Source organism: Moorena sp., assembly GCF_982860115.1.
Genome location: NZ_CEYLVT010000046.1, coordinates 1 through 19,654, shown reverse-complemented (window position 1 = coordinate 19,654; position 19,654 = coordinate 1). Strand labels below are relative to the sequence as shown.

At 43.8% G+C, this 19,654-nt stretch carries 16 protein-coding genes and 1 riboswitch; of the genes, 8 read left to right on the top strand and 8 right to left on the bottom strand.

From position 1 onward, the window contains the following. Positions 1-74 precede the first annotated feature (74 nt). Positions 75-287: a helix-turn-helix domain-containing protein gene (locus AC4II3_RS10600; RefSeq protein ID WP_008185208.1), complete on the bottom strand. Its 213-nt coding sequence runs from the start codon at positions 285-287 to the stop codon at positions 75-77. A 325-nt stretch (positions 288-612) separates the two neighbouring features. On the opposite strand from AC4II3_RS10600, the gene AC4II3_RS10595 reads away from it, so the two are divergent. The 3 genes from AC4II3_RS10595 (at position 613) to AC4II3_RS10585 (ending at position 4,505) form a co-directional block, all read left to right on the top strand. After that, positions 613-2,334 carry a peptide ABC transporter substrate-binding protein gene (locus AC4II3_RS10595; RefSeq protein WP_488029434.1) on the top strand — a complete coding sequence of 574 codons (1,722 nt, stop codon included), beginning with the start codon at positions 613-615 and terminating at the stop codon, positions 2,332-2,334. A gap of 301 nt (positions 2,335-2,635) precedes the next feature. Then, positions 2,636-3,598: an ABC transporter permease gene (locus AC4II3_RS10590; RefSeq protein ID WP_488011512.1), complete on the top strand. Its 963-nt coding sequence runs from the start codon at positions 2,636-2,638 to the stop codon at positions 3,596-3,598. Between the two features lie 16 nt (positions 3,599-3,614). Further along, a complete protein-coding gene (locus tag AC4II3_RS10585) occupies positions 3,615-4,505 on the top strand; it encodes an ABC transporter permease (protein ID WP_488011508.1) in 891 nt (296 codons plus the stop codon). 152 nt (positions 4,506-4,657) lie between these two features. Here the strand turns inward: AC4II3_RS10585 and lepB are convergent, their stop codons facing one another. The 4 genes from lepB to AC4II3_RS10565 form a co-directional block, all read right to left on the bottom strand. Further along, positions 4,658-7,150: a signal peptidase I gene (gene lepB / locus AC4II3_RS10580; RefSeq protein ID WP_488011506.1), complete on the bottom strand. Its 2,493-nt coding sequence runs from the start codon at positions 7,148-7,150 to the stop codon at positions 4,658-4,660. 41 nt (positions 7,151-7,191) lie between these two features. Further along, a complete protein-coding gene (locus tag AC4II3_RS10575) occupies positions 7,192-7,584 on the bottom strand; it encodes a hypothetical protein (RefSeq protein ID WP_488011504.1) in 393 nt (130 codons plus the stop codon). A gap of 148 nt (positions 7,585-7,732) precedes the next feature. Next, positions 7,733-8,017, bottom strand: a complete 285-nt coding sequence (locus tag AC4II3_RS10570) for a type II toxin-antitoxin system Phd/YefM family antitoxin (RefSeq protein WP_488011502.1) — start codon at positions 8,015-8,017, stop codon at positions 7,733-7,735. Then, complete coding sequence (locus tag AC4II3_RS10565; RefSeq protein WP_488029515.1) at positions 8,011-8,358, bottom strand: hypothetical protein; 348 nt, start codon at positions 8,356-8,358, stop codon at positions 8,011-8,013. The genes AC4II3_RS10570 and AC4II3_RS10565 overlap by 7 nt, the downstream gene beginning before the upstream one ends. A gap of 1 nt (position 8,359) precedes the next feature. Here AC4II3_RS10565 and AC4II3_RS10560 point away from each other — a divergent pair, with 1 nt between their 5' ends. Beyond that, entirely contained in the window at positions 8,360-8,488 is a 129-nt protein-coding gene (locus AC4II3_RS10560) for a hypothetical protein (protein ID WP_488029516.1), read from the top strand. On the opposite strand, the gene cobW is transcribed toward AC4II3_RS10560, so the two are convergent. The 3 genes from cobW to AC4II3_RS10545 form a co-directional block, all read right to left on the bottom strand. After that, positions 8,470-9,504 carry a cobalamin biosynthesis protein CobW gene (gene cobW, locus AC4II3_RS10555; RefSeq protein ID WP_488011497.1) on the bottom strand — a complete coding sequence of 345 codons (1,035 nt, stop codon included), beginning with the start codon at positions 9,502-9,504 and terminating at the stop codon, positions 8,470-8,472. The two genes, AC4II3_RS10560 and cobW, sit on opposite strands and share 19 nt — an antisense overlap. Before the next feature lie 393 nt (positions 9,505-9,897). Beyond that, a complete protein-coding gene (locus AC4II3_RS10550) occupies positions 9,898-10,584 on the bottom strand; it encodes a HupE/UreJ family protein (RefSeq protein ID WP_488011496.1) in 687 nt (228 codons plus the stop codon). A 343-nt stretch (positions 10,585-10,927) separates the two neighbouring features. Continuing rightward, a riboswitch (cobalamin riboswitch) is annotated at positions 10,928-11,071 on the bottom strand. Positions 11,072-11,166: 95 nt separating this feature from the next. Next, on the bottom strand, positions 11,167-12,147 hold the full coding sequence (locus AC4II3_RS10545; RefSeq protein ID WP_488011510.1) for a YihY/virulence factor BrkB family protein: 981 nt from the start codon (positions 12,145-12,147) through the stop codon (positions 11,167-11,169). Positions 12,148-12,574: 427 nt separating this feature from the next. On the opposite strand from AC4II3_RS10545, the gene AC4II3_RS10540 reads away from it, so the two are divergent. The 4 genes from AC4II3_RS10540 (at position 12,575) to AC4II3_RS10525 (ending at position 19,184) form a co-directional block, all read left to right on the top strand. Further along, the gene (locus tag AC4II3_RS10540) at positions 12,575-13,735 is read left to right on the top strand and encodes an SAM-dependent methyltransferase (protein ID WP_488011494.1); all 1,161 of its coding nucleotides are present in this window, start codon (positions 12,575-12,577) and stop codon (positions 13,733-13,735) included. A gap of 1,023 nt (positions 13,736-14,758) precedes the next feature. Next, positions 14,759-15,568 (top strand): class I SAM-dependent methyltransferase, encoded by an 810-nt coding sequence (locus tag AC4II3_RS10535; RefSeq protein WP_488011492.1) that lies wholly within the window; start codon positions 14,759-14,761, stop codon positions 15,566-15,568. Between the two features lie 235 nt (positions 15,569-15,803). Further along, positions 15,804-17,816 (top strand): magnesium chelatase ATPase subunit D, encoded by a 2,013-nt coding sequence (gene bchD / locus AC4II3_RS10530; RefSeq protein ID WP_488011490.1) that lies wholly within the window; start codon positions 15,804-15,806, stop codon positions 17,814-17,816. A gap of 261 nt (positions 17,817-18,077) precedes the next feature. Then, positions 18,078-19,184: a TRAP transporter substrate-binding protein gene (locus AC4II3_RS10525; protein ID WP_488011488.1), complete on the top strand. Its 1,107-nt coding sequence runs from the start codon at positions 18,078-18,080 to the stop codon at positions 19,182-19,184. Positions 19,185-19,654 lie beyond the last annotated feature (470 nt).

Sequence of the window (19,654 nt, the reverse complement as noted above, 5' to 3'; positions counted from 1 at the left end):
TGCGATCGCATCTCAATCAGCAGACCTGAACCACCAATTATGCGAACGCATTTCCCAACACTAGCTGGTTTCCTTTACTCTTCTAAAATCTCTACTAAGTCCTGAACCATCACATCAAACGTCCTGGCTAATTTATCCATAGAAGTATAGTCAATTGTTTTTAGACCAGGACAGCGGGCATAGTGTCTTACAGTGCTGTAAATCACTCCGGAACGGTCAGAAACTTCCTTGAGTGTCCAGCCCTTCTCCTGTGCTAGTTCTCGTACTTTCAGTCTGACTAAACCCATACTTGACAATTTATCACGTTTATAGTTTAATAGTTCAATCGAGCAAACTATGAGAAACGATCGCCCTTAAACCATAGAATTATCTCAGGGCGATCGCATCAAAAAACCTCATGTAAAGAAACATCAAGGCAGTACTACTTATATTAACAATACTTAGCCAAAAATTACCCGTAACCACCGTATCTAAAATCCTAAGCATTCACCATGCTTACCTAAAATCAACTATAAATCGCGAGTGGGGCAATTTCCTTGGTCTAGTCAAACGTGTACTTTTTGAGGCAGAATTGCAACAATTGCGGCAAATGTATGTTATTGAGAAAAGTTGGTGGGACGATTTTTGACTAGATACTATATCCTGATTCTATTGAGTCTTCTGTGTTTAACTGGCTGTAATTCTCCTGATAGTGGCCTTTTACAGTCCAATCAAGACAGTACTTTGAAGCTACTGTACTGGCAAGCACCCACTATCCTCAATCCTCATCTTTCCAATGGTTACAAGGATTCCGAAGCCAGTCGGATTACCCTGGAACCCCTGACTAGTTATGACAAAAATGGGGAGATGGTGCTGTTTTTGGCAGCAGAAGTCCCTACGGTAGAGAATGGTGGAATTGCAGCTGATGGTAAGTCAGTGACTTGGAAACTAAAGCGCAATGTAAAGTGGTCCGATGGCACCCCTTTCACCGCTGCTGATGTGGTGTTCACTTACGAATTCATCACCAATGCAGCAGTAGCCTCGACCACTGCGAATACTTATCAAACTATCAAAAGCGTTGAAGCAATCGACGACTACACAGTCAAAGTCAACTTCAAGGATGTTAATCCAGCTTGGTTTTTAGTCTTTTCCGGTAGTGATGGCATTATTTTGCCACGGCATTTATATCAAGATTTCAATGGTGCCAATGCACGACAAGCGCCAGCCAACTTGATGCCTGTAGGAACTGGTCCCTATCAGGTCGTAGAATTTAAGCCAGGGGATACCGTAGTTTATCAGCCAAACCCTAATTTCCGAGAAGCCGATAAACCCTATTTCGAGCGAGTAGAACTAAAAGGTGGTGGTGATGCTACCTCTGCTGCTAGAGCAGTCTTACAAACCGGCGATGGGGATTATGCCTACAATCTGCAAGTGGAAGCACCTGTGTTGAAGCGACTAGAAGCAGGGGGTAAAGGTAAAGTCGTGGCTATCTTTGGGGCGTTGGTAGAACGGATTTTAATCAATCAAACCGACCCCAATCAACAAGCTCCGTCTGGAGAACGGTCTAGTCTCAAATTCCCCCATCCGTTTTTCAAAGACAAGCGGGTGCGTCAGGCTTTTAACCTAGCCCTAGACCGGGAAACCATTGCTCAACAGCTTTATGGACCAACGGGCAAAGCCACAGGGAATTTCTTAGTGTTACCAGAGCAATATAATTCCCCCAATACTACCTATGAATTTAACCCTAAAAAAGCGGTAGCCTTGTTGGAGGAAGCAGGCTGGAAAGATACCAATGGTAATGGGATTCGGGATAAAGATGGGGTGGAGATGACCGTGTTGTTTCAGACATCGGTCAATCCCGTCCGCCAGAAGACCCAGGAAATTGTCAAACAGACCCTAACCTCGATGGGAGTTGGGGTAGAACTTAAGAGTATTGATGCCAGTATTTATTTCTCTGGTGATCCAGCCAACACCGATACTAACCAACACTTTTATGCTGACCTACAAATGTACAGCACAGGGAATGATAGCCCTGACCCTGGTGCGTATCTGAAAACTTATACCTGTGATGAAATTTCCCAGAAAGCTAATCAATGGTCTAGGCAAAATGTCCCTCGCTACTGTAATCCGAAATACGATCAGCTTTGGCAGCAGTCTACAAAGGAGTTAGACCCAGAAAAACGTCGGAAAATCTTTATCCAAATGAATGACTTACTGGTTAAAGATGATGTGGTAGTTTTGCCCATTGTCCATCGCGCTGACCCAGCTGGGTTTAGCAATCAGCTGGAGGGTTATGACTTAACACCATGGGATCGCAATACTTGGAATATTATGGATTGGAAACGGAAGTCATAGTTATATCAAGTCTGGTTGAATACCCATAATTAACGGGAGTGTGGGGAGATGGGGAGATGGGGAGATGGGGAGATTTTTATTAAGAGTAATTATCCTGACATGATATTAGTACTCATTAGTTATTAGTTAATTAACAAGATTCAAGATTCAAGATTCAATTAACTATAGCATTTTTAATACTTATGAGTTACACAGGATTTTTGCCCAATTCCCGATTCCCGATTCCCGATTCCCGATTCCCGATTCCCGATTCCCGATTCCCTTTTCCCTACCAAATTTAAAACCGCTATCATCAATTTCAATGACGCGATACTTAATTAATCGTCTTTTAGTCTCCATTCCTACCTTAATTGCTATCAGTATCGTAGTATTTGGTATCCTGGCTTTAGCACCTGGAGACCCGATGGGGGAATTTGCAACTAATCCTTCGATTACCCCAGAAGTGCGGGAGAATATTCGTCGAGCCCTTGGTTTAGACCAACCCATCCCAATTCGGTATATTAAATGGGCGTGGTCATTTATCCAAGGGGATATGGGATATTCCTTCACTAGCCGTAGTCCCGTTAGTGCCCTAATGCTCCAGCGTTTACCTACTACGTTATGGGTTGTGGGTTCTGCTTATATTTTTGCTGTATTGCTGGCATTTCCCTTAGGAATAATTTCGGCACTAAAACGTTACTCTATCTTTGATAACATTGTCACCACCCTGGCTTTTCTAGGATTTTCTCTACCAACCTTTTTCACTGGTTTGCTGTTCATTATTTTGTTTAGTGTCCAGCTAAATTGGCTACCCTTTATCTACGACAGCACCCTTAAGGTAACAGATTGGAGTAGTTTTGTTATCCAAGTCAAGCAGTCTATCATGCCCATCGTCGTATTGGGATTATTTCAAGCAGCAGTATTGATGCGTTTTATTCGTTCATCCATACTCGAACAGCTAAATCAAGACTACGTACGTACTGCTTACGCCAAGGGATTACATCAATTTGTAGTAGTCAATCGCCATATCTTACGGAATGCTCTGATTCCTGTTATTACCTTAGTTGCCCTAGATATTCCTACTGTATTCACTGGTGCTTTAATCACTGAACAAGTGTTTCGGGTTCCAGGAATTGGTGCCTTGCTGATTGATTCTATCTATCGAAACGATACACCAGTAGTGATGGCGATTACCTTTATCTACGCTATTTTAATTGTTGTCTTTAATCTAGTCGCTGATATCCTTTATGGCATTCTAGATCCCAGAGTTCAATATAATACCTAACTAAGGTCTAGACCAAATGAATTTTCTGTGGAAGTTTTTTGGTGGAGATGGATGGCGTCGGTTTCGCCAAGACCGAATGGCTGTAATCGGGTCTATTGTACTTCTAATCATGGTGATTACCATTGTTTTAGGGCCATTCATTAATACAACACCTATTGACAAAATTGACTTTAGTCTATCCAGTGCCCCACCGAGTTGGGCACATCCTTTTGGTACTAATGATTTAGGTCAGGATCAACTGGCTCGGGTATTGTGGGGGGGACGCATCTCGTTAACGGTGGGGATTGCGGCTATGGTAGTTGCGATTTTTTTGGGGACGTTAATTGGAGCGTTATCTGGTTTCTATGGAGGAGTAATTGATACCTTCCTGATGCGCCTGACGGATTTATTTTTAGCATTACCTCAGCTACCGTTGTTACTGTTAGTGATTTATTTATTCCGCGATGTCATGCGGCAGCTGGCTGGGCCAGAGTTAGGTATTTTTATATTGATAGTGCTAGTAATTGGTTGCTTGAATTGGATGTCCGTGGCGCGATTAGTAAGAGCTAGTTTCTTGACCGTGCGGGAGATGGATTTTGTGACAGCAGCTCGCTCTATTGGTGCTAAACCTCGTCGCTTGATTTGGGCTCATATTCTTCCAAATGTGCTTAGTCCGGTAATTGTTGCAGCTACCTTGGCCGTGGGAAATGCAATTATTACTGAGTCTACCTTGAGTTTTTTAGGATTAGGGTTTCCCCCTGATGTTCCGACCTGGGGACGAATGCTATTTGATGCCCAAAATTATATTGAAATAGCCCCTCATATGGCAATTTTTCCGGGATTAGCGATTTTTTTAACAGTGCTTAGTATTAATTATATTGGGGATGGATTGAGGGATGCTTTGGATCCGCAAACAAGGAGAAAGTAGGGAATCGGGAATCGGGAATCGGGAATCGGGAATCGTTGCGTAGGGTGCGTTAGTGGTGGCTCTAATTTTCCGCCTCGTAGCCAGTTGAAACAGCCCGCCCCGTAACGCACCACCGGGTCAAATTACAACAGCTTTTATACCAACAAATATAATTAATCAACCCTGCCAAACCTTCTAAGAGGAAAGAGACGGAATAAGACTCTACCATAAATTTGCTCCCTACGCACCACGCCCATCAACAGATTATCCTGATCATCTGGATGTTCACCCAAAACTAAGTAGCAACAAGAAGATATTTTTCCCTCTACTTCGTCTTCATCTTGGATAGGAATTCCTAGAAAGTGGATAGGAATTCCTTGAATGTAGTCAGTTTGCAGCCGTTGACCATTGAGATAAACCTCTCCTTGCTTAATGGCAAACTTGTCCCCAGGTAACGCCACAATCCGCATAATGTACTTCTTACCATTAAAGCCTTGCTGCGCCAAATTTTTTTTAACCCAAAAGTCAATCACATCTCCGTGGTGGAATTTGCGCCAATGACGGGTCACAATATCCCTGAGAACTACATCACCGCTTTGGACTACTGGTACTACTGTTGATTCTAGCCCACTGTCAACCCTATAGATGCTGCTACTAATAATTAGAAAAACAAACAGAGAAAATCCCAACAGAATATAGCCCAGCCCAGGGTTTTTATAACCTTCAATCAGGGGGGCTGGAACAGGTTCATTGCCCACAAAATACTGACGTAGGGAATCATGAATAAAACGGTAACGGCCTCCCACTTGCTGAATCAACCGCCGTTCTGCGGCATAACTGAGGAACCTGGCATAGTTCCAAGGAATTGCTCCCCTTTGCCACAAAATTAGCCTCAGGGTCAAGTGCGGTATCCAGTCTTGACCCCCACTTGCTAGTGCCGAAACCAATCCTACAAGTAAACCCATTCTTAAAGAGCTAGTCAAATCAAAGTTAGCTGGGGTAAAGATGGAGACAAATGGAAAAATTAATGCCCCAGCCGGAAAAGCCAACAGGGGAATAATAAACGTTTTTTTAAAAGATTCTTTTATACTTTGATTAGGGTTTTCCTTAGCCATTTCTGTTTTTAAGCAAAAAAAACGCCCAAAAATCATCCATCCTAAAAATAAAATCAGCAAAAAAGTCAGCCCAAAAATTAGACAAAACGTCAGCCCAAAAATCAGCAAAAAAGTCAGCCCAAAAATTAGACAAAAAGTCAGCCCAAAAATTAGACAAAACGTCAGTCCATACCAACTTACAACCAAAGCTTCAGCTTGTCTTTCGTAGTCTTTAAAATCCGTGAATTTTAGCCCTAAAATTAGCCCAAATATCAGCCCATAAACCAGACCGAATATCAAATCATAAACCAGACCAAATATCAAACCATAAAGCAGACCAACAATCAGTCCAGAAATTAATCTAAAAACACTTCTTTGAAAACCTTCTGTTAACCAATATGACTGGATATTTTCAATTAAAAATTCAGTGGTTGAATCTGCTACTAATTGCCGAGCTAGATAAGTCAACCAATGTCTAGTCTCCTTATTCCCATAAGGAACTCCCTTGGGATAGTTTTGCTTATTAAGGGGTAACGTTAAGCGCTCCTCTACATAGGCTGACCACAGTTGTGCTTCATTGGTAATCGGCTGCCCCTGGTATGCCGTCACCATCACGTTTAAAAACAGGGGTTTATCTGCCAGTTCTCTCATCTGGGCATCACTAGATAGCACTTGCCAAAGCTCCGGTTTACCCAAGCGCTGGAGATACTCTTGGATTTGGACATCATTGGGGGACTGCAAGCGATAAGCCCCATTAAGTTTACGTAGTTTGACTCTTCCTTGCTGATATTCTTCCACGCGACAGCAAACCACCCCACGGCGTTGGATGTCTTGCTTGAAAAACTGATTAATTTTGGTGACGCACAGCCGTTGACGGGGTATGCCTAACTCGTCTAAACCATCGAGAAGGGGCAGTAGTTGATAGTTTTTAAACCATTGTTGACTGATTTTTTCGTCAATGCTGTATTTGTCCTTGAGTTGAGCCACTAACCATTGATCAAGGGGTTGCTGATCATTTTTCCAGGCAGAAAGCTCAAAGATGATGGGGATCGGTGCAGCATCATTTTGTTCTGCTTGCCTAACTAAAGCCTCGGCTAGTCTTAGTAAAGTGGTCGTTTTTCCAGACCCCGGTTCCCCTAAAATTAGTAAGCGACCTTTCACATCTGGCCGTTCAAATACCTCCATTGCTGAGGTTTGAGGCCGTAGGGGAATTACTTTCTGTCGCTCGGCACGTTCTACCGCCCCCTTGCTCTGCTCCATGGGTAATTCCAGATAGAGATTCATCTCTAACTGGTCTTGGTGCAGAGAATCCTGGAGTCGAGTTGTTACCTCCCGCTTGACTGCTTCTAGTAACTGTTTGCGAATGCGACTAGCAGCATCCTGATCACGGTCGAGCCAGCCAATTAGCTTGCGTTGTAATTCTCTCCAAAGGGGAGCTGGCACATGTCTTGGCTGCTCCGAATTATAATAGTAATTAGTCTCGGAATAGGAACCGTGGTCACCAATATGAGTTTCACGGTAATCATCTCCTGTCTTAATGTCACGCTCTGGCCGCTTTCGTTCTTCAGTCACGACTGTCAATCAAGCTAGGGTGATCGAGGTGTAGTCTGGTGTTAAGACTGCTGAGTTTCCTGCCAATCTTGCAGCGCACCGATAACAAAACTAGCAGCCGGATGGTTCAGCAGTTGCTCAAAAGCACTGACACCACCAGCTTTCAAGGCACTGAGTACTCTATTACTCAAATCAGGGTTAGTTTGAATTTGCTCAAATGCTGCTGCTGCCACCTCCATTTTTCCAGTGGTAGTATCGGTAGGGTAAGTTTTACTTAAGGTTTCTAGTAATTGTTGAATCTCCGCTGCAGCTTCCGCGAGGTTTTGTTTTTGCTCTGGGTTATTGTAGTAATGCTTCTCGGTGTAACGACCTTGGTCGTTAATGTAGGTTTCTCGGTATTCTCTACCTGTTTCATAGTAGTCTCTACCAGCTTGAATATTGCGATCGCCACTCATAACTAATTTATCCTTAGCCTCTCACGGTAAAGCCAATCCTCTATCCCTTTTCAGCCATGAGGAGTATTGGCTGTATTGTAGCTAGATTTTGAGAAATTGACTGAATGTCAACTCTGTTAATTCAGCAATGCCGTCTTTCTTACCCTTGTCACGACTCAATACCCAATTCCTCTTTCAATTCTTCCACAGGTTGAGGAGTAGCTTCTTCTGACTCTGCCCATTCCAAAGCCCTAAACAGGCGCTTCGCATTTTCTGGCGATCGCAACAGGTAAATAGTTTCTAAGATGCTGGACAATTCATCTTCAGCAATTAACGCGACATTTTTCTGGTTATCACCCTTGATTACGATAATGTGGCGTTGATCGTAAACTTGATCGAGGAGGCTAGCTAGGTTAGCTTTTGCTTGAGAATAGGTAGTTTCCCGACTTAACATCGTTTCCCTGAGGCTGAGTTGTAGATCATTATTTTACATACCTCAAATTGGAACTGCACGGTAATCTGATCGGTGGAATGGCCATCTTGGTGGAACAGGCATCTTGCCTGTTTGATGTTCCAGCATCTTGGTGGAACAGGCATCTTGCCTGTTTCATGTTCCAGCATCTTGGTAGAACAGGCATCTTGCCTGTTTGATGTTCCAGCATCTTGGTAGAACAGGCATCTTGCCTGTTTCATGTTCCAGCATCTTGGTGGAATGGGAATCTTGGTGGAATGGGAATCTTGGTGGAACAGGCATCTTGCCTGTTTCATCTTCCAGCATCTTGGTGGAATAGGCATCTTGCCTGTTTCATTCCCGAGCGGGCAAGATGCCCACTCTACTAAATTGGTTATTCCCGATTCCCGATTCCCGATTCCCGATTCCCTGTTCCCTGTTCCCTATTCCCTTGATTACCCAAATACCTCCTGAATTCCTAACTGCTCCAACCCTTGCCCAATCAACACTAAGCGAGTCTGACGCTTTTCATCAGCTTGCCAAGGACGGTCAAAGAAACTCTCAATGCGATCGCCTACTCCCTGGATCACCATCCGCATGGGTTTATTAGCAACATTCACAAATCCCTTAATTCGATAAATCTCTTGCTGTTGCACCAATTGTCGTAATTTTGTCTTGATAACCTTTGGATCAAATGCCTGATCTAAAATCAAGTTAACTGAATTAATATCATCATCATGGTCATGGTCTTCTTCATGGTCATGATGGCTAGGACGGGAGTCTAAATTATCTTCCACTCCGGCATTAAATCCTAGCAGTAAATCAGGACTAATGTCTCCCTCGTGACAAGGAACGACTTTCACACTAGTTGGTAACTGCTGTTGCAACCAATTGTTTACTTTGGTTTGAGTAGGACTATCCACTAAATCCACTTTAGTCAACAGCACCATATCAGCACAAGCGAGCTGGTCTTCAAACAGTTCCTCGATGGGAGTTTCATGTTCCAAGGTTGGGTCAGCCTGACGTTGCGCTTCTAAAGCATTGATATCGCTGACTAAAGTACCAGCTGCTAAGGCATCGCAGTCTACGACAGTCACCACCCCATCTACGGTAGCGCCCGTGCGAATTTCTGGCCAACGAAAGGCTTGAACTAGAGGTTTAGGCAAGGCTAATCCCGAGGTTTCAATCAGGATATTATCAATCTTGTCACGACGCTTCAGCAATTCTTGAATTGTCGGTAAGAATTCTTCTTGAACCGTGCAACACAGACAACCATTGGCTAGTTCTAAAATATTATTATTGGCGTCATCGTCTTCATCACAAATCTGACAGGAACGCAATAGTTCTCCATCAATACCTACTTCACCAAATTCATTGACAATTACAGCAATGCGCCTGCCATGATTATTTTGGAGCAGGTGACGCACGAGAGTAGTTTTGCCACTACCGAGGAATCCGGTAACAACAGTAACAGGAATTTTTGCAGCCATTTTAATAATTTAGAATGAATAATGAATAATGGAGAATGAAGAATGAAGAATGAAGAATGAAGAATGAAGAATGGTTAAGAGGATATCTGAAAAGTTTTTTTATACTGAATTTTGCCCCCCTAGCCCCCCAAGCGAGCAATCCCTCGCTTGGGGGGAACAAGAGTCAATTTGCTTCTAAAAGTCCCCCGAGCGAGCAATCCCTCGCTCGGGGGATTTAGGGGGCTTGGATGTAGCAAATGAGACTTCTCAGACAACCTCTAAGGCAGAAGGCAGCATGAAGAATGGTGAATGCTGAAAGCAGAAGTCAGAATTCTTAATTCTCCATTCTCAATTTTCAATTCTCAATTCTTAATTCTTAATTCTCAATTCTTAATTCTTAATTCTCAATTCTTCTTATCCAAAAATTGCAGAGGATAGGAAAACGACTCCTACTGAGCAGATACCAAAGCCTAAAATTCGCATCAGTGGGAAGGGTTGATCTCTCCATTGTTTGATCAACGTCTTACTCAAACCTAGGGCTAGGATAGCGATACCATACTGAATCACACTGAAGCCAATCAGGTAAGCCAAGAGTGGACTGATTTCAGCACCTACAATTGCTTCACCATAGGCATAGCCATGAAAAATACCAGCTAAGCTGGCTAACCCTAGCACTACGGATATAGTGGGGATTTTGGCACTCAACAGTAGTCCGCCAAAGAGCACCACTGACGTTGCGATCGCAATCTCTGGTATGGGCAAGTCCATTCCCAGCAAGTGAATACCTGTCCCGACTAGGGTGGTGAGGACAAAAGCACCGGGAATCAGGAAACCACTGGTAAATCCAGCTGCAATTAAGCCAACAGCAATCACAAAGGCGAGATGATCAAAACCAATTACAGGATGACCTAATCCCGACAAAAATCCTGTGATGAAATTATCGGGTCTCTCGCCACCAAAGGGATGGTGAGCCATGGCTTGTTGTGCTGTACTTAAAATCCCCATCCATACCAACAAAGCTATAGCATTAAAGCCAAGTTTCTGGTTGTGATAACGGGAGATAGAAGACCGATTGCTGGCGGAAAATTTACTTTTTGACATCGGGTAAATGCTGGTTAATGAATGATAAAAATACTTGCAACAGTTTAGTGCTAACGACCTTGACCGACTAGGCTTTATAAGACTAACTTGAAAAAGTAGAAAGTAGTGTCGTAGCACAGTTAAACTGAGCTGATAGCTGTTCGCGTAGCGTGCGCGTAGCGCATAAGCTGATAGCTGATAGCTGATAGCTGATAGCTTACAGATAAAATCTGTTAAATACTTTCTAGTCAACCACTCGTTTTCAAAAAGAGCATCACAAACGTTACTAGTAACTGTGGTTGCCTACTGACTAATTTTTTTTGAAATGCTACATCAGACATCATCTGTACCTCGCAGACGGATTTAACAACTGAAACCATTGGCGGGCATTCTGACTTAGAGGTCACTGACCTCATCACAGCTGCGGGACAGCGCCGGACTTGCACCGGACTTTCCCCGTTACCTCTGGTGAGTGTTCTTCACCAGAACCGATGGAACTTCAGGTACTTTAGCACACTCTGAGCTAAATTATTTGTTAATTATTAATTAAGATCTTAATTACGATTAATTAAGATTAATTAAGTAGTTGCACACAATTAATCTTTATTGATTGCGTTTAGGCTGAGACTGATCCTGTGATCTTGGGTTATCCCTTTCCTCGATACTGGGCAACTGGCCTACTGCCGGGATAGGGGTAGCATGGTCATCGGGAACGATTTTTGAACCAAATCGTTTAGCATAAACTTGGGTAAATTCAGCTCCTAAAAAGATAATTTGAGACGAATAGTAGACCCAAGCCAATAAAACCACCAGAGAGCCAGCAGCACCGTAACTTGAGGAAAAACTGCTTCTGCCGAGATACCCTGACAATAGGGATTTACCCAAGTTGAACAGTAAGGTAGTGATAATTGATCCAACCCAGACATCCTTCCAGGCAATTTTCACATCTGGCAAGTACTTGTAAACCAGAGCAAACATCAGGCTAAGGATACCAAAGGACACTAACAAGTCTAGAATTGTCCAGACAAAGTCAAGTTGGTAGAGCCAGAGTAAACCCAGCTCCTTGAGGAATTCACTCTCATAAGACCTCAAAGCTGATAACACAGTACTGATAACAGCGGACAATAGCAGAAACAGTCCTACACCCAGAACGGTCAGAAACGAAAGAATCCGTTTTTTCAAAATACCCCAGATGCCCTGTCCTGGTTTCAGCTTCACATCCCAAATCGTATTCAAGGCATCTTGGAGTTCGCCAAATACCCCAGATGCACCGAACAACAGCACCACAATACTAATCAAGGAAGCCAACCCCCCACTAGCATCGGGCCGATTGGCATTAGTAATGGCTGTCTGAATAAACTGTGCCCCCTGTTCCCCAACCAATCCTTGGATTTGCTCTACAATCTCGCCTTTAGCCGCCTCTTCCCCAAAAATAGACCCCACAATTGCGATCGCAATTATGAGCACTGGCGCTAGGGAAAAAATCATGTAATAGGATAATGCTGCTGCTAGTCGAGATGCGTTATCCTCCTGCCATTCTTTAAATGTTTCCTTAAGCAGTCCTAAAATAGCCTTGGGATTCATCACCATCACTCCTGGGCGCGGGTTAATCGGCATCCTTCCAGTTGGACATGCCGGACAATGCCTGAGAATATTCTAGATTGACAATTGATCCTGGTTAATGGACTATGGTTGCATCAGTCAGTTAATCGTAAGCATATGCGCGAAGCGCAGGCTACGCCAACAGCTAATGGGTTACGCGCACGCTACTTGAGGTGCCGTCAGCTATTAGCCAAATGCCAAGGGATTTTACCCAGACTTTCCATTCTCATTGTCTTGATGCAAAGCGCGAGTGGGGGGAACCCCCAAGACCGCGCTGCATCGCTAATCTCGAACTATTAAATTATCCTGTTTACGCACCCTACGAGAACGAGATTTATTTTAAGCATGATAGCTGACAGCTAGTGGGGTAAGCTAATTCCAGAAAAACCAATAAAATCTTAAGTTAAGGATGATTGAAAACCAATTTGTAAGCAACTTAGTCTCCTCCTTATCCAAACGTGGTAAACTACCAATTAGCTTTCTACTTCATTTGGAAGATGGGTCAATCACCACTATTGGAGAAGAGAAACCAATATTGGATGTATACATCAAAAATCCAGCTGGTCGAAAAGCTCTGATGTCCTTAGACGAATTAGTGATAGTGGAAGCTTATATCAAGGGTGATATTGATCTCGAAGGGGACTTAATCAAGGCGATGTCGTTCCAGGAGCTGTTATCCGATCAGCATATTTTGCTAAAGATAGGTCGGCGACTCAAGCCCATCTTACTTGGGCGGGAAAAATGCAATCCAGATTGGATCTCGAAGCATTATGACTCCAATAATATCCAATTGTTCGCCATGGATAGCGATTACAATACTTATACTCCTGGGATATATGAGAAAGATGAGGATAGCCTAGAGGTTGGAGCTGAACGCAAGTTGGACTTTGCCTTTCAATCCCTAAATCTAAAACCGAATGATTCAGTACTCGATATTGGCTCTGGCTGGGGCGGTTTCCTGCGTTTTGCCGCACGCCGAAATATCCGTGTGACTGGAATTACCTTATCTAAGCACCAAAAACAGTATGTAGAAGATTTAATTGAAAAAAACAACTTTGATGCAGAGGTCAAGTATCAAGACTTTTTCTCATTCCAACCCAGCCAGAAATATGATGGCATAGTCATGATGGGGGTAATGGAAGATTTGTCTGATTATCCTCGCGTGATGGAGCGTCTCTTGAACTATCTTAAACCTGGCGGACGAGTATATCTCGACTTTGCCTCAGAAAAAGAGTCATTTGTCACCCGCAGTTTTATTACCAAGTATATCTGGCCGGGAACCTTTCGGATGGTGTATATGCCGGAATTTATCGATGCTGTTAGAGAATCACCATTTGAGATCCAAGGCATCTATAACGACCGTCGCAACTATTATCTTTGGTCGAAGGGGGTTTATGAGCGCTGGATGGAACAAAAAGCAGATCTAATCGACAAGTCGAATGAACAAATCTGGCGCACGTTCCAGATACTTTTTGCCGGAACAGCGGGTACCATGGTCCAGTCATCATACCATTCGACGGCCTATCGGGTGGTTTTAGAATTACCTGAGGATCACAAGTCTTTAGAATAACTGTGGTTAGACCTAGATTCCTAAATCAATTGTGCATTGATCCCTAAGCATTCAGCGGTCAGCTAATGGGCTAAGCGCATATGCTTACAACAGGCAGGTAACTATTTGAATAATGCTGAGTTACGTCTCCATGATAGCTGACCGCTGACCGCTGATAGCTGACCGCTGATAGCTGTTGGCGTAGCCTGCGCTTCGCGCATATGCTTACGAAAAGTCTGTTTTAGCTGAGGATGACGAGAGGATCTAGTAGACATGTTTTTGAGATATGTTAGTCTTGTGCAGAGCAGAGTTTAGATGTAGGTTGCGAAACGGTGATTGGCACTGATACATTGATAATAATTTATTTGTTAAAAATTCTGTTACTCTGCAAACCGAGAGTCTATGATCTGAGATAGCGTCCAATTTTGTAAAGAGAGAAACCTAGCGTGCTGTCTATTGATTTTAATCCTATTAATTGTTTAGGGGTGCTTGTTGTTGCTCATCTCTGCAACGTATTTGCATTGTGGTTTATTCACTTTTTTTTCCATCAAAAATTTTTAGGCATCCCTTTCTATAAAATTCATCTCAATTCTCATCATCGTATAGAACATATGTCTAGTTCCAAATCAGATTACTATTGGGCGCTTAGTGAACATATTACAGCTGCCTTTTGTTACCTAAGCTTCTGGGTCGGATATCATCTACTATTTAGTAGTTGGATAGCATGGACTTTCTGTATTGATGCCGTAGTTGACATGGCCATCGTATATTATGTTCATAATGAGTATCCAAAAAAAGATTCTTGGTTAACTCGATATGCTTGGTTTAAGAGAGACAGACTACTACATAAAATTCATCATAGTTATCACAAGGATAAATTCATGAATAGCAAGAACTATGCTTTCCTTGGGCTACTTTCAGGTTATCTTATGGATCGGATATTTGGAACTTATCAACCTATAAAAAACGCCAGAAAGATCACCTAAACTATAATCCAACTATAATCCAAGGGGAAGTGGCTAATGAACAGGATGGAAGATAACCATGATCAATTTATTTAATTTCTTTGAAAGCCTATTTCCGGGCATAAAGAAAGTCATCTGGAAAGCTATATATAACTTCTTGGCTTGGCGATTTCCCACTAGTGAATGGTTCTTTATGAACTATGGCTATGATAATCCTAAAGACGAGCTGAACCTTTTACCAGAAGATGAAAAAAACCGTTACTTTATTCATCTTTATGCCCACACATTAGGTTCGGTAGAACTTACCGGTAGGGATATCCTAGAAATTGGATCTGGGAGAGGAGGAGGTAGCGAGTGGATCGCACGCACTCAAAATGTCAGCTCAATGACTGGTCTTGATTTATCCGATAGTGCAGTCAATCTCTGTAACAAAAATCATAAAGTTCCCAATTTAGCCTTTAAACAGGGAGATGCTGAACAATTGCCTTTCCCCGACAAATCTTTTGATATCGTATTAAATGTTGAGTCTTGCCATCACTATCCTAACCTTTCGACCTTTCTACAGGAAGTTAAAAGGGTGCTCAGACCAGGTGGCTATCTCTGTTTAGCCGACTATCGAGAGCAAACGGAGCTTGACGAATTCAAGGAACAGCTTTCAGAGTGTGATTTAGAGTTAATACGTTCGACTAATATTACAGGCAATGTCGTCAATGCCCTTAATTTAACTGACCACCTGAAGCTTAGTATTCTGCAACGCTATGTTCCTTGGTTTCTACTGGATATGGTAAAAACCTTTGCCAGTGTAAAAGGCACAGAATTATACAACCGATTCGTTGACGGACGAGTGGTATATATCAGTGCAATGTTGCAAAAAAATCCAGCTACTTAGCTTTAGCTCAACTGTAAGCTATCAGCTATAGGAAAGGGAGCAGGTAGCAGGGAGTAGGGAGTAGGAAACAACAATTATCACAATTCCTATACGGAACCCTAGATAGCGCGGATAGTATTTTGAAAAAGTCGCCCTCAAGAATTTCCCATGGGGCTAAATAAACCATAGGGACTCGTAAAAGAGTACTATTAGACTACTATCATTTGATTCAGGGAAGTTTGACAATAGTTGCTCTATGCCCGCACTGACCACAAAACCTGCCAACCCTAGCTTTCCCCTCACCGCCGTGGTGGGTCAAGAAGCCATTAAACTCGCCCTCCTCCTCGCGGCCATTGACCCTGGATTAGGAGGCGTTGCGATCGCAGGACGCCGTGGCACAGCTAAATCAGTGATGGCACGGGCAATCCACACCTTGCTCCCTCCGATTGAAGTGGTTAAAGGTTCCTTGAGTAACTGTACTCCAGAGGAAGCGTTACAGGAACAGTTACAGGAACAGTTACAGGTTGACGGTTCTCCAGATACCGAAATCATCCCAGCTCCCTTCGTTCAAATTCCTCTAGGAGTTACCGAAGACCGGCTCCTGGGTTCAGTGGATGTGGAACAATCTGTCAAACAAGGGGAACCGGTCTTTCAACCGGGATTACTTGCCCAAGCTCATCGGGGTGTGTTGTATGTGGATGACATTAACCTGCTTGATGACCAAATTGCTAACCAGCTACTGAGTGTTTTAACGGAAGGGCGCAACCTAATTGAGCGAGAAGGCATTAGTTTCCAACATCCCTGCAAACCAATTTTAATTGCTACCTACAATCCCGACGAGGGACCATTACGGGAACATTTATTGGACAGAATTGCCATTACCCTGTCTGCTGATGGTGTGTTGGCCTTAGAGCAACGGGTGGAGGCAGTAGAACAAGCGATCGCATACGCTAACTCTCCCCAGCAGTTTCTGGAGGAATACCAGGAGGATCTCGATACCCTCAAGACGGATATTATTCTAGCGCGAGAGTGGCTCAAGGATGTTGAGATTACCCATGACCAAATTACCTATCTCGTCAATGAAGCCATCCGAGGTGGTGTCCAAGGTCATCGCGCAGAACTGTTTGCGGTTCGAGTTGCAAAAGCTGCAGCAGCCTTAGATGGTCGTCAGACAGTTAATTCCGAGGATTTGCGTCGGGCGGTGGAATTGGTAATTGTCCCCCGTGCGACTATGGTAGAAACACCACCAGAAGAAGCACCACCACCTCCTCCTCCCCCACCACAAGATCAATCTCAGGAAGAGCAAGACCAAGAGGAAGACAAGGACGACGACAATGACTCAGAAGAGCAAGAACAGGAAGCTCCGAATATCCCGGAAGAGTTTCTCTTTGACCCAGAAGGGGTGATCCTTGACCCTAGTGTGCTCTACTTTGCTCAGATGGCACAACGGCAAGGTAAGTCCGGAAACCGTAGCATTATCTTTTCAGAAGACCGGGGTCGGTATGTCAAACCGATACTACCGAAAGGGAAAGTAAGGCGGATTGCTGTAGATGCCACCCTCAGAGCTGCTGCACCCTATCAAAAAGCTCGTAGGCAACGTCATCCTAACCGTCGGGTTATTATCGAACAAGGGGATTTACGATCCAAGCGGTTAGCCCGAAAAGCTGGCTCCTTGGTAGTTTTTGTAGTAGATGCGTCAGGGTCTATGGCTCTAAACCGGATGCAATCTGCTAAAGGAGCAGTGATGCAGCTTCTGACGGAAGCTTATGAAAACCGTGACCAAGTTTCCCTGATTCCCTTCCGGGGAGAACAAGCCGATGTGCTGTTACCCCCTACTCGTTCCATTGCTTTAGCAAAGCGGCGTTTGGAGCGATTACCTTGTGGTGGCGGTTCCCCTTTAGCTCATGGATTAACTCAGGCGGTGCATGTGGGCATGAATGCTCAATTGTCTGGGGATATTGGTCAAGTGGTAATTGTGGCAATTACTGATGGTCGGGGCAATATTCCCTTAGCTCGTTCCTTGGGAGAAACTCTACCAGAAGGGGAAAAGCCAGATATTAAAGGGGAATTGTTGGAAATTGCTGCTCGGATTCGAGCTAATCGGGTTCAATTATTAGTAATTGATACCGAGAGTAAGTTTGTTTCTACTGGTTTTGCTAAGGAATTGGCCAAACAAGCAGGTGGTAAATATTATCATTTACCGAAAGCAAATGATAAAGCGATCGCAGCTATGACTAAGAATGCGATCGCTGATATGACATCTCGCTAAATAGCAAAGGGAACAGGGAATAGGGAACAGGGAATAGGAAACAGGGAACAGGGAACAAAATTCTCACAATTGATTCCCTTAATTAGCTGACGGCTGTTCGCGTAGCGTGGCCAAAGGCCAACGGCTGACCGCTGATAGCTGTTGGCGTAGGCTGCGCTTCGCGCATATACTTACCTGGGATATTCCTTTGGCGAAAGGGTGTCTAGTTACTAAAGTTGATAGAATTTGCCCAAAAGATGACCAATTCTTGAATCAACAACCATGAAACGCCGAAAATTTTTTAGTAACGCTGCGATTGGTGCAGCCAGTACAGCTGCCTTAGCCTCCTGTAATCAAACTAGTACAGGACCCGTTGCTCAATCCGGCAGTCAGCCTATGGTTCGATGGAAAATGGTGACCAGCTGGCCAAAATCCCTCGATACTATCTATGGGGGAGCTGATACTGTCTGTAAGCGGGTCAGTGCCATGACCAATGGGCGTTTCCAGATTACCCCCTTTGCTGCTGGTGAAATTGTACCAGGATTAGAGGTTCTTGATGCCGTCCAACAGGGAACCGTTGAGTGTGGTCATACCGCTAGTTACTACTACGTTGGCAAAAATCCTGCCCTAGCATTCGGCACTAGTGTACCCTTTGGTCTAACCGCTCCACAACAAAATGCCTGGTTGTACCACGGTGGTGGCTTGGAATTGATGCAGGAACTCTATGCTGATTTTGGCGTGATTAATTTTCCAGCGGGTAACACCAGTACTCAGCTGGGAGGTTGGTTCAAGAAACAAATTAATTCTCTAGCTGACCTGAAGGGATTAAAAATGCGTATCCCTGGATTGGGAGGTAAAGTGATGGAGCGCTTGGGGGTCAATGTCCAAGTATTACCTGGGGGTGAAATTTTCCTTGCCCTAGACCGGGGAGCCATTGATGCCGCTGAATGGGTTGGTCCCTATGATGATGAGAAGCTGGGCTTGTACAAAGCAGCTAAGTTCTATTATTATCCAGGCTGGTGGGAACCCGGACCAACCCTAGAGGTGCAGGTTAATAAAAAAGCTTGGGATAAGTTGCCCAAGGACTATCAGGAAATTTTTAAAGATGCCGCCAGATACGCCAATATCAACATGGCGGCTCAGTATGATGCGTTGAATGGAGCAGCATTGGAACGCTTGATTAAAGCGGGTGCTAAGCTGACTCCTTACTCTCAAGACATTTTGCAGGCGGCTGAGAAAGCATCATTCGAGTTATTTGAGGAAGATGCTAGCAAAGATCCCAAGTTTAAGAAAGTTTATGAACAGTGGAAAGGGTTTCGCAAGCAAATTTACAAGTGGCATGGCACAAATGAATTGAGTTTTGCTAATTTCGCCTTTTCTCGGAACTAGAGCACTATCGCCATCTTAAATACCGAATTTTATCTATGAGGGGTGACACCCCTTGCTAAATTTGTTATATTGAGATCAGTAGATAGATGCACCCTGATGATCCAGAGAGTCTTGAAGACGGCTCTCTTATTTTTTTGGGAAAAATTGAAATATGAACATACCTAGGGTCAGCTGCTTAGAAAATTATTAAATGAGGGGTGACACCCCTCACTAAATTTGTTATATTGAGATCAGTAGATAGATGCACCCTGATGACCTAGAGAGTCTTTTTGACGGCTCTCTTATTTTTTTTTGGAAAATCGATTGGTGCTTTCCCACCAAATAAAAAAGCGCTCCCTTTTTGGAGAGCGCTGTTAGGGGGTACCTTTGTACTCCCCTAGGGGTGATCAGATTAAACTCTGATTAGCCGTTGATCGCTGGAGCAGTCAAAGCTACAGGAGTAGCTTCAGCCGCAGCTAGGTCTAGAGGGA

Bases quoted from the DNA above. Each gene is read 5' to 3' on its own strand.
- AC4II3_RS10600 (WP_008185208.1), bottom strand. From the start codon at position 287: ATGGGTTTAGTCAGACTGAAAGTACGAGAACTAGCACAGGAGAAGGGC.
- AC4II3_RS10590 (WP_488011512.1), top strand. From the start codon at position 2,636: ATGACGCGATACTTAATTAATCGTCTTTTAGTCTCCATTCCTACCTTA.
- AC4II3_RS10585 (WP_488011508.1), top strand. From the start codon at position 3,615: ATGAATTTTCTGTGGAAGTTTTTTGGTGGAGATGGATGGCGTCGGTTT.
- AC4II3_RS10575 (WP_488011504.1), bottom strand. From the start codon at position 7,584: ATGAGTGGCGATCGCAATATTCAAGCTGGTAGAGACTACTATGAAACA.
- AC4II3_RS10570 (WP_488011502.1), bottom strand. From the start codon at position 8,017: ATGTTAAGTCGGGAAACTACCTATTCTCAAGCAAAAGCTAACCTAGCT.
- AC4II3_RS10565 (WP_488029515.1), bottom strand. From the start codon at position 8,358: ATGCCTATTCCACCAAGATGCTGGAAGATGAAACAGGCAAGATGCCTG.
- cobW (WP_488011497.1), bottom strand. From the start codon at position 9,504: ATGGCTGCAAAAATTCCTGTTACTGTTGTTACCGGATTCCTCGGTAGT.
- AC4II3_RS10550 (WP_488011496.1), bottom strand. From the start codon at position 10,584: ATGTCAAAAAGTAAATTTTCCGCCAGCAATCGGTCTTCTATCTCCCGT.
- AC4II3_RS10545 (WP_488011510.1), bottom strand. From the start codon at position 12,147: ATGAATCCCAAGGCTATTTTAGGACTGCTTAAGGAAACATTTAAAGAA.
- AC4II3_RS10540 (WP_488011494.1), top strand. From the start codon at position 12,575: ATGATTGAAAACCAATTTGTAAGCAACTTAGTCTCCTCCTTATCCAAA.
- AC4II3_RS10535 (WP_488011492.1), top strand. From the start codon at position 14,759: ATGATCAATTTATTTAATTTCTTTGAAAGCCTATTTCCGGGCATAAAG.
- bchD (WP_488011490.1), top strand. From the start codon at position 15,804: ATGCCCGCACTGACCACAAAACCTGCCAACCCTAGCTTTCCCCTCACC.
- AC4II3_RS10525 (WP_488011488.1), top strand. From the start codon at position 18,078: ATGAAACGCCGAAAATTTTTTAGTAACGCTGCGATTGGTGCAGCCAGT.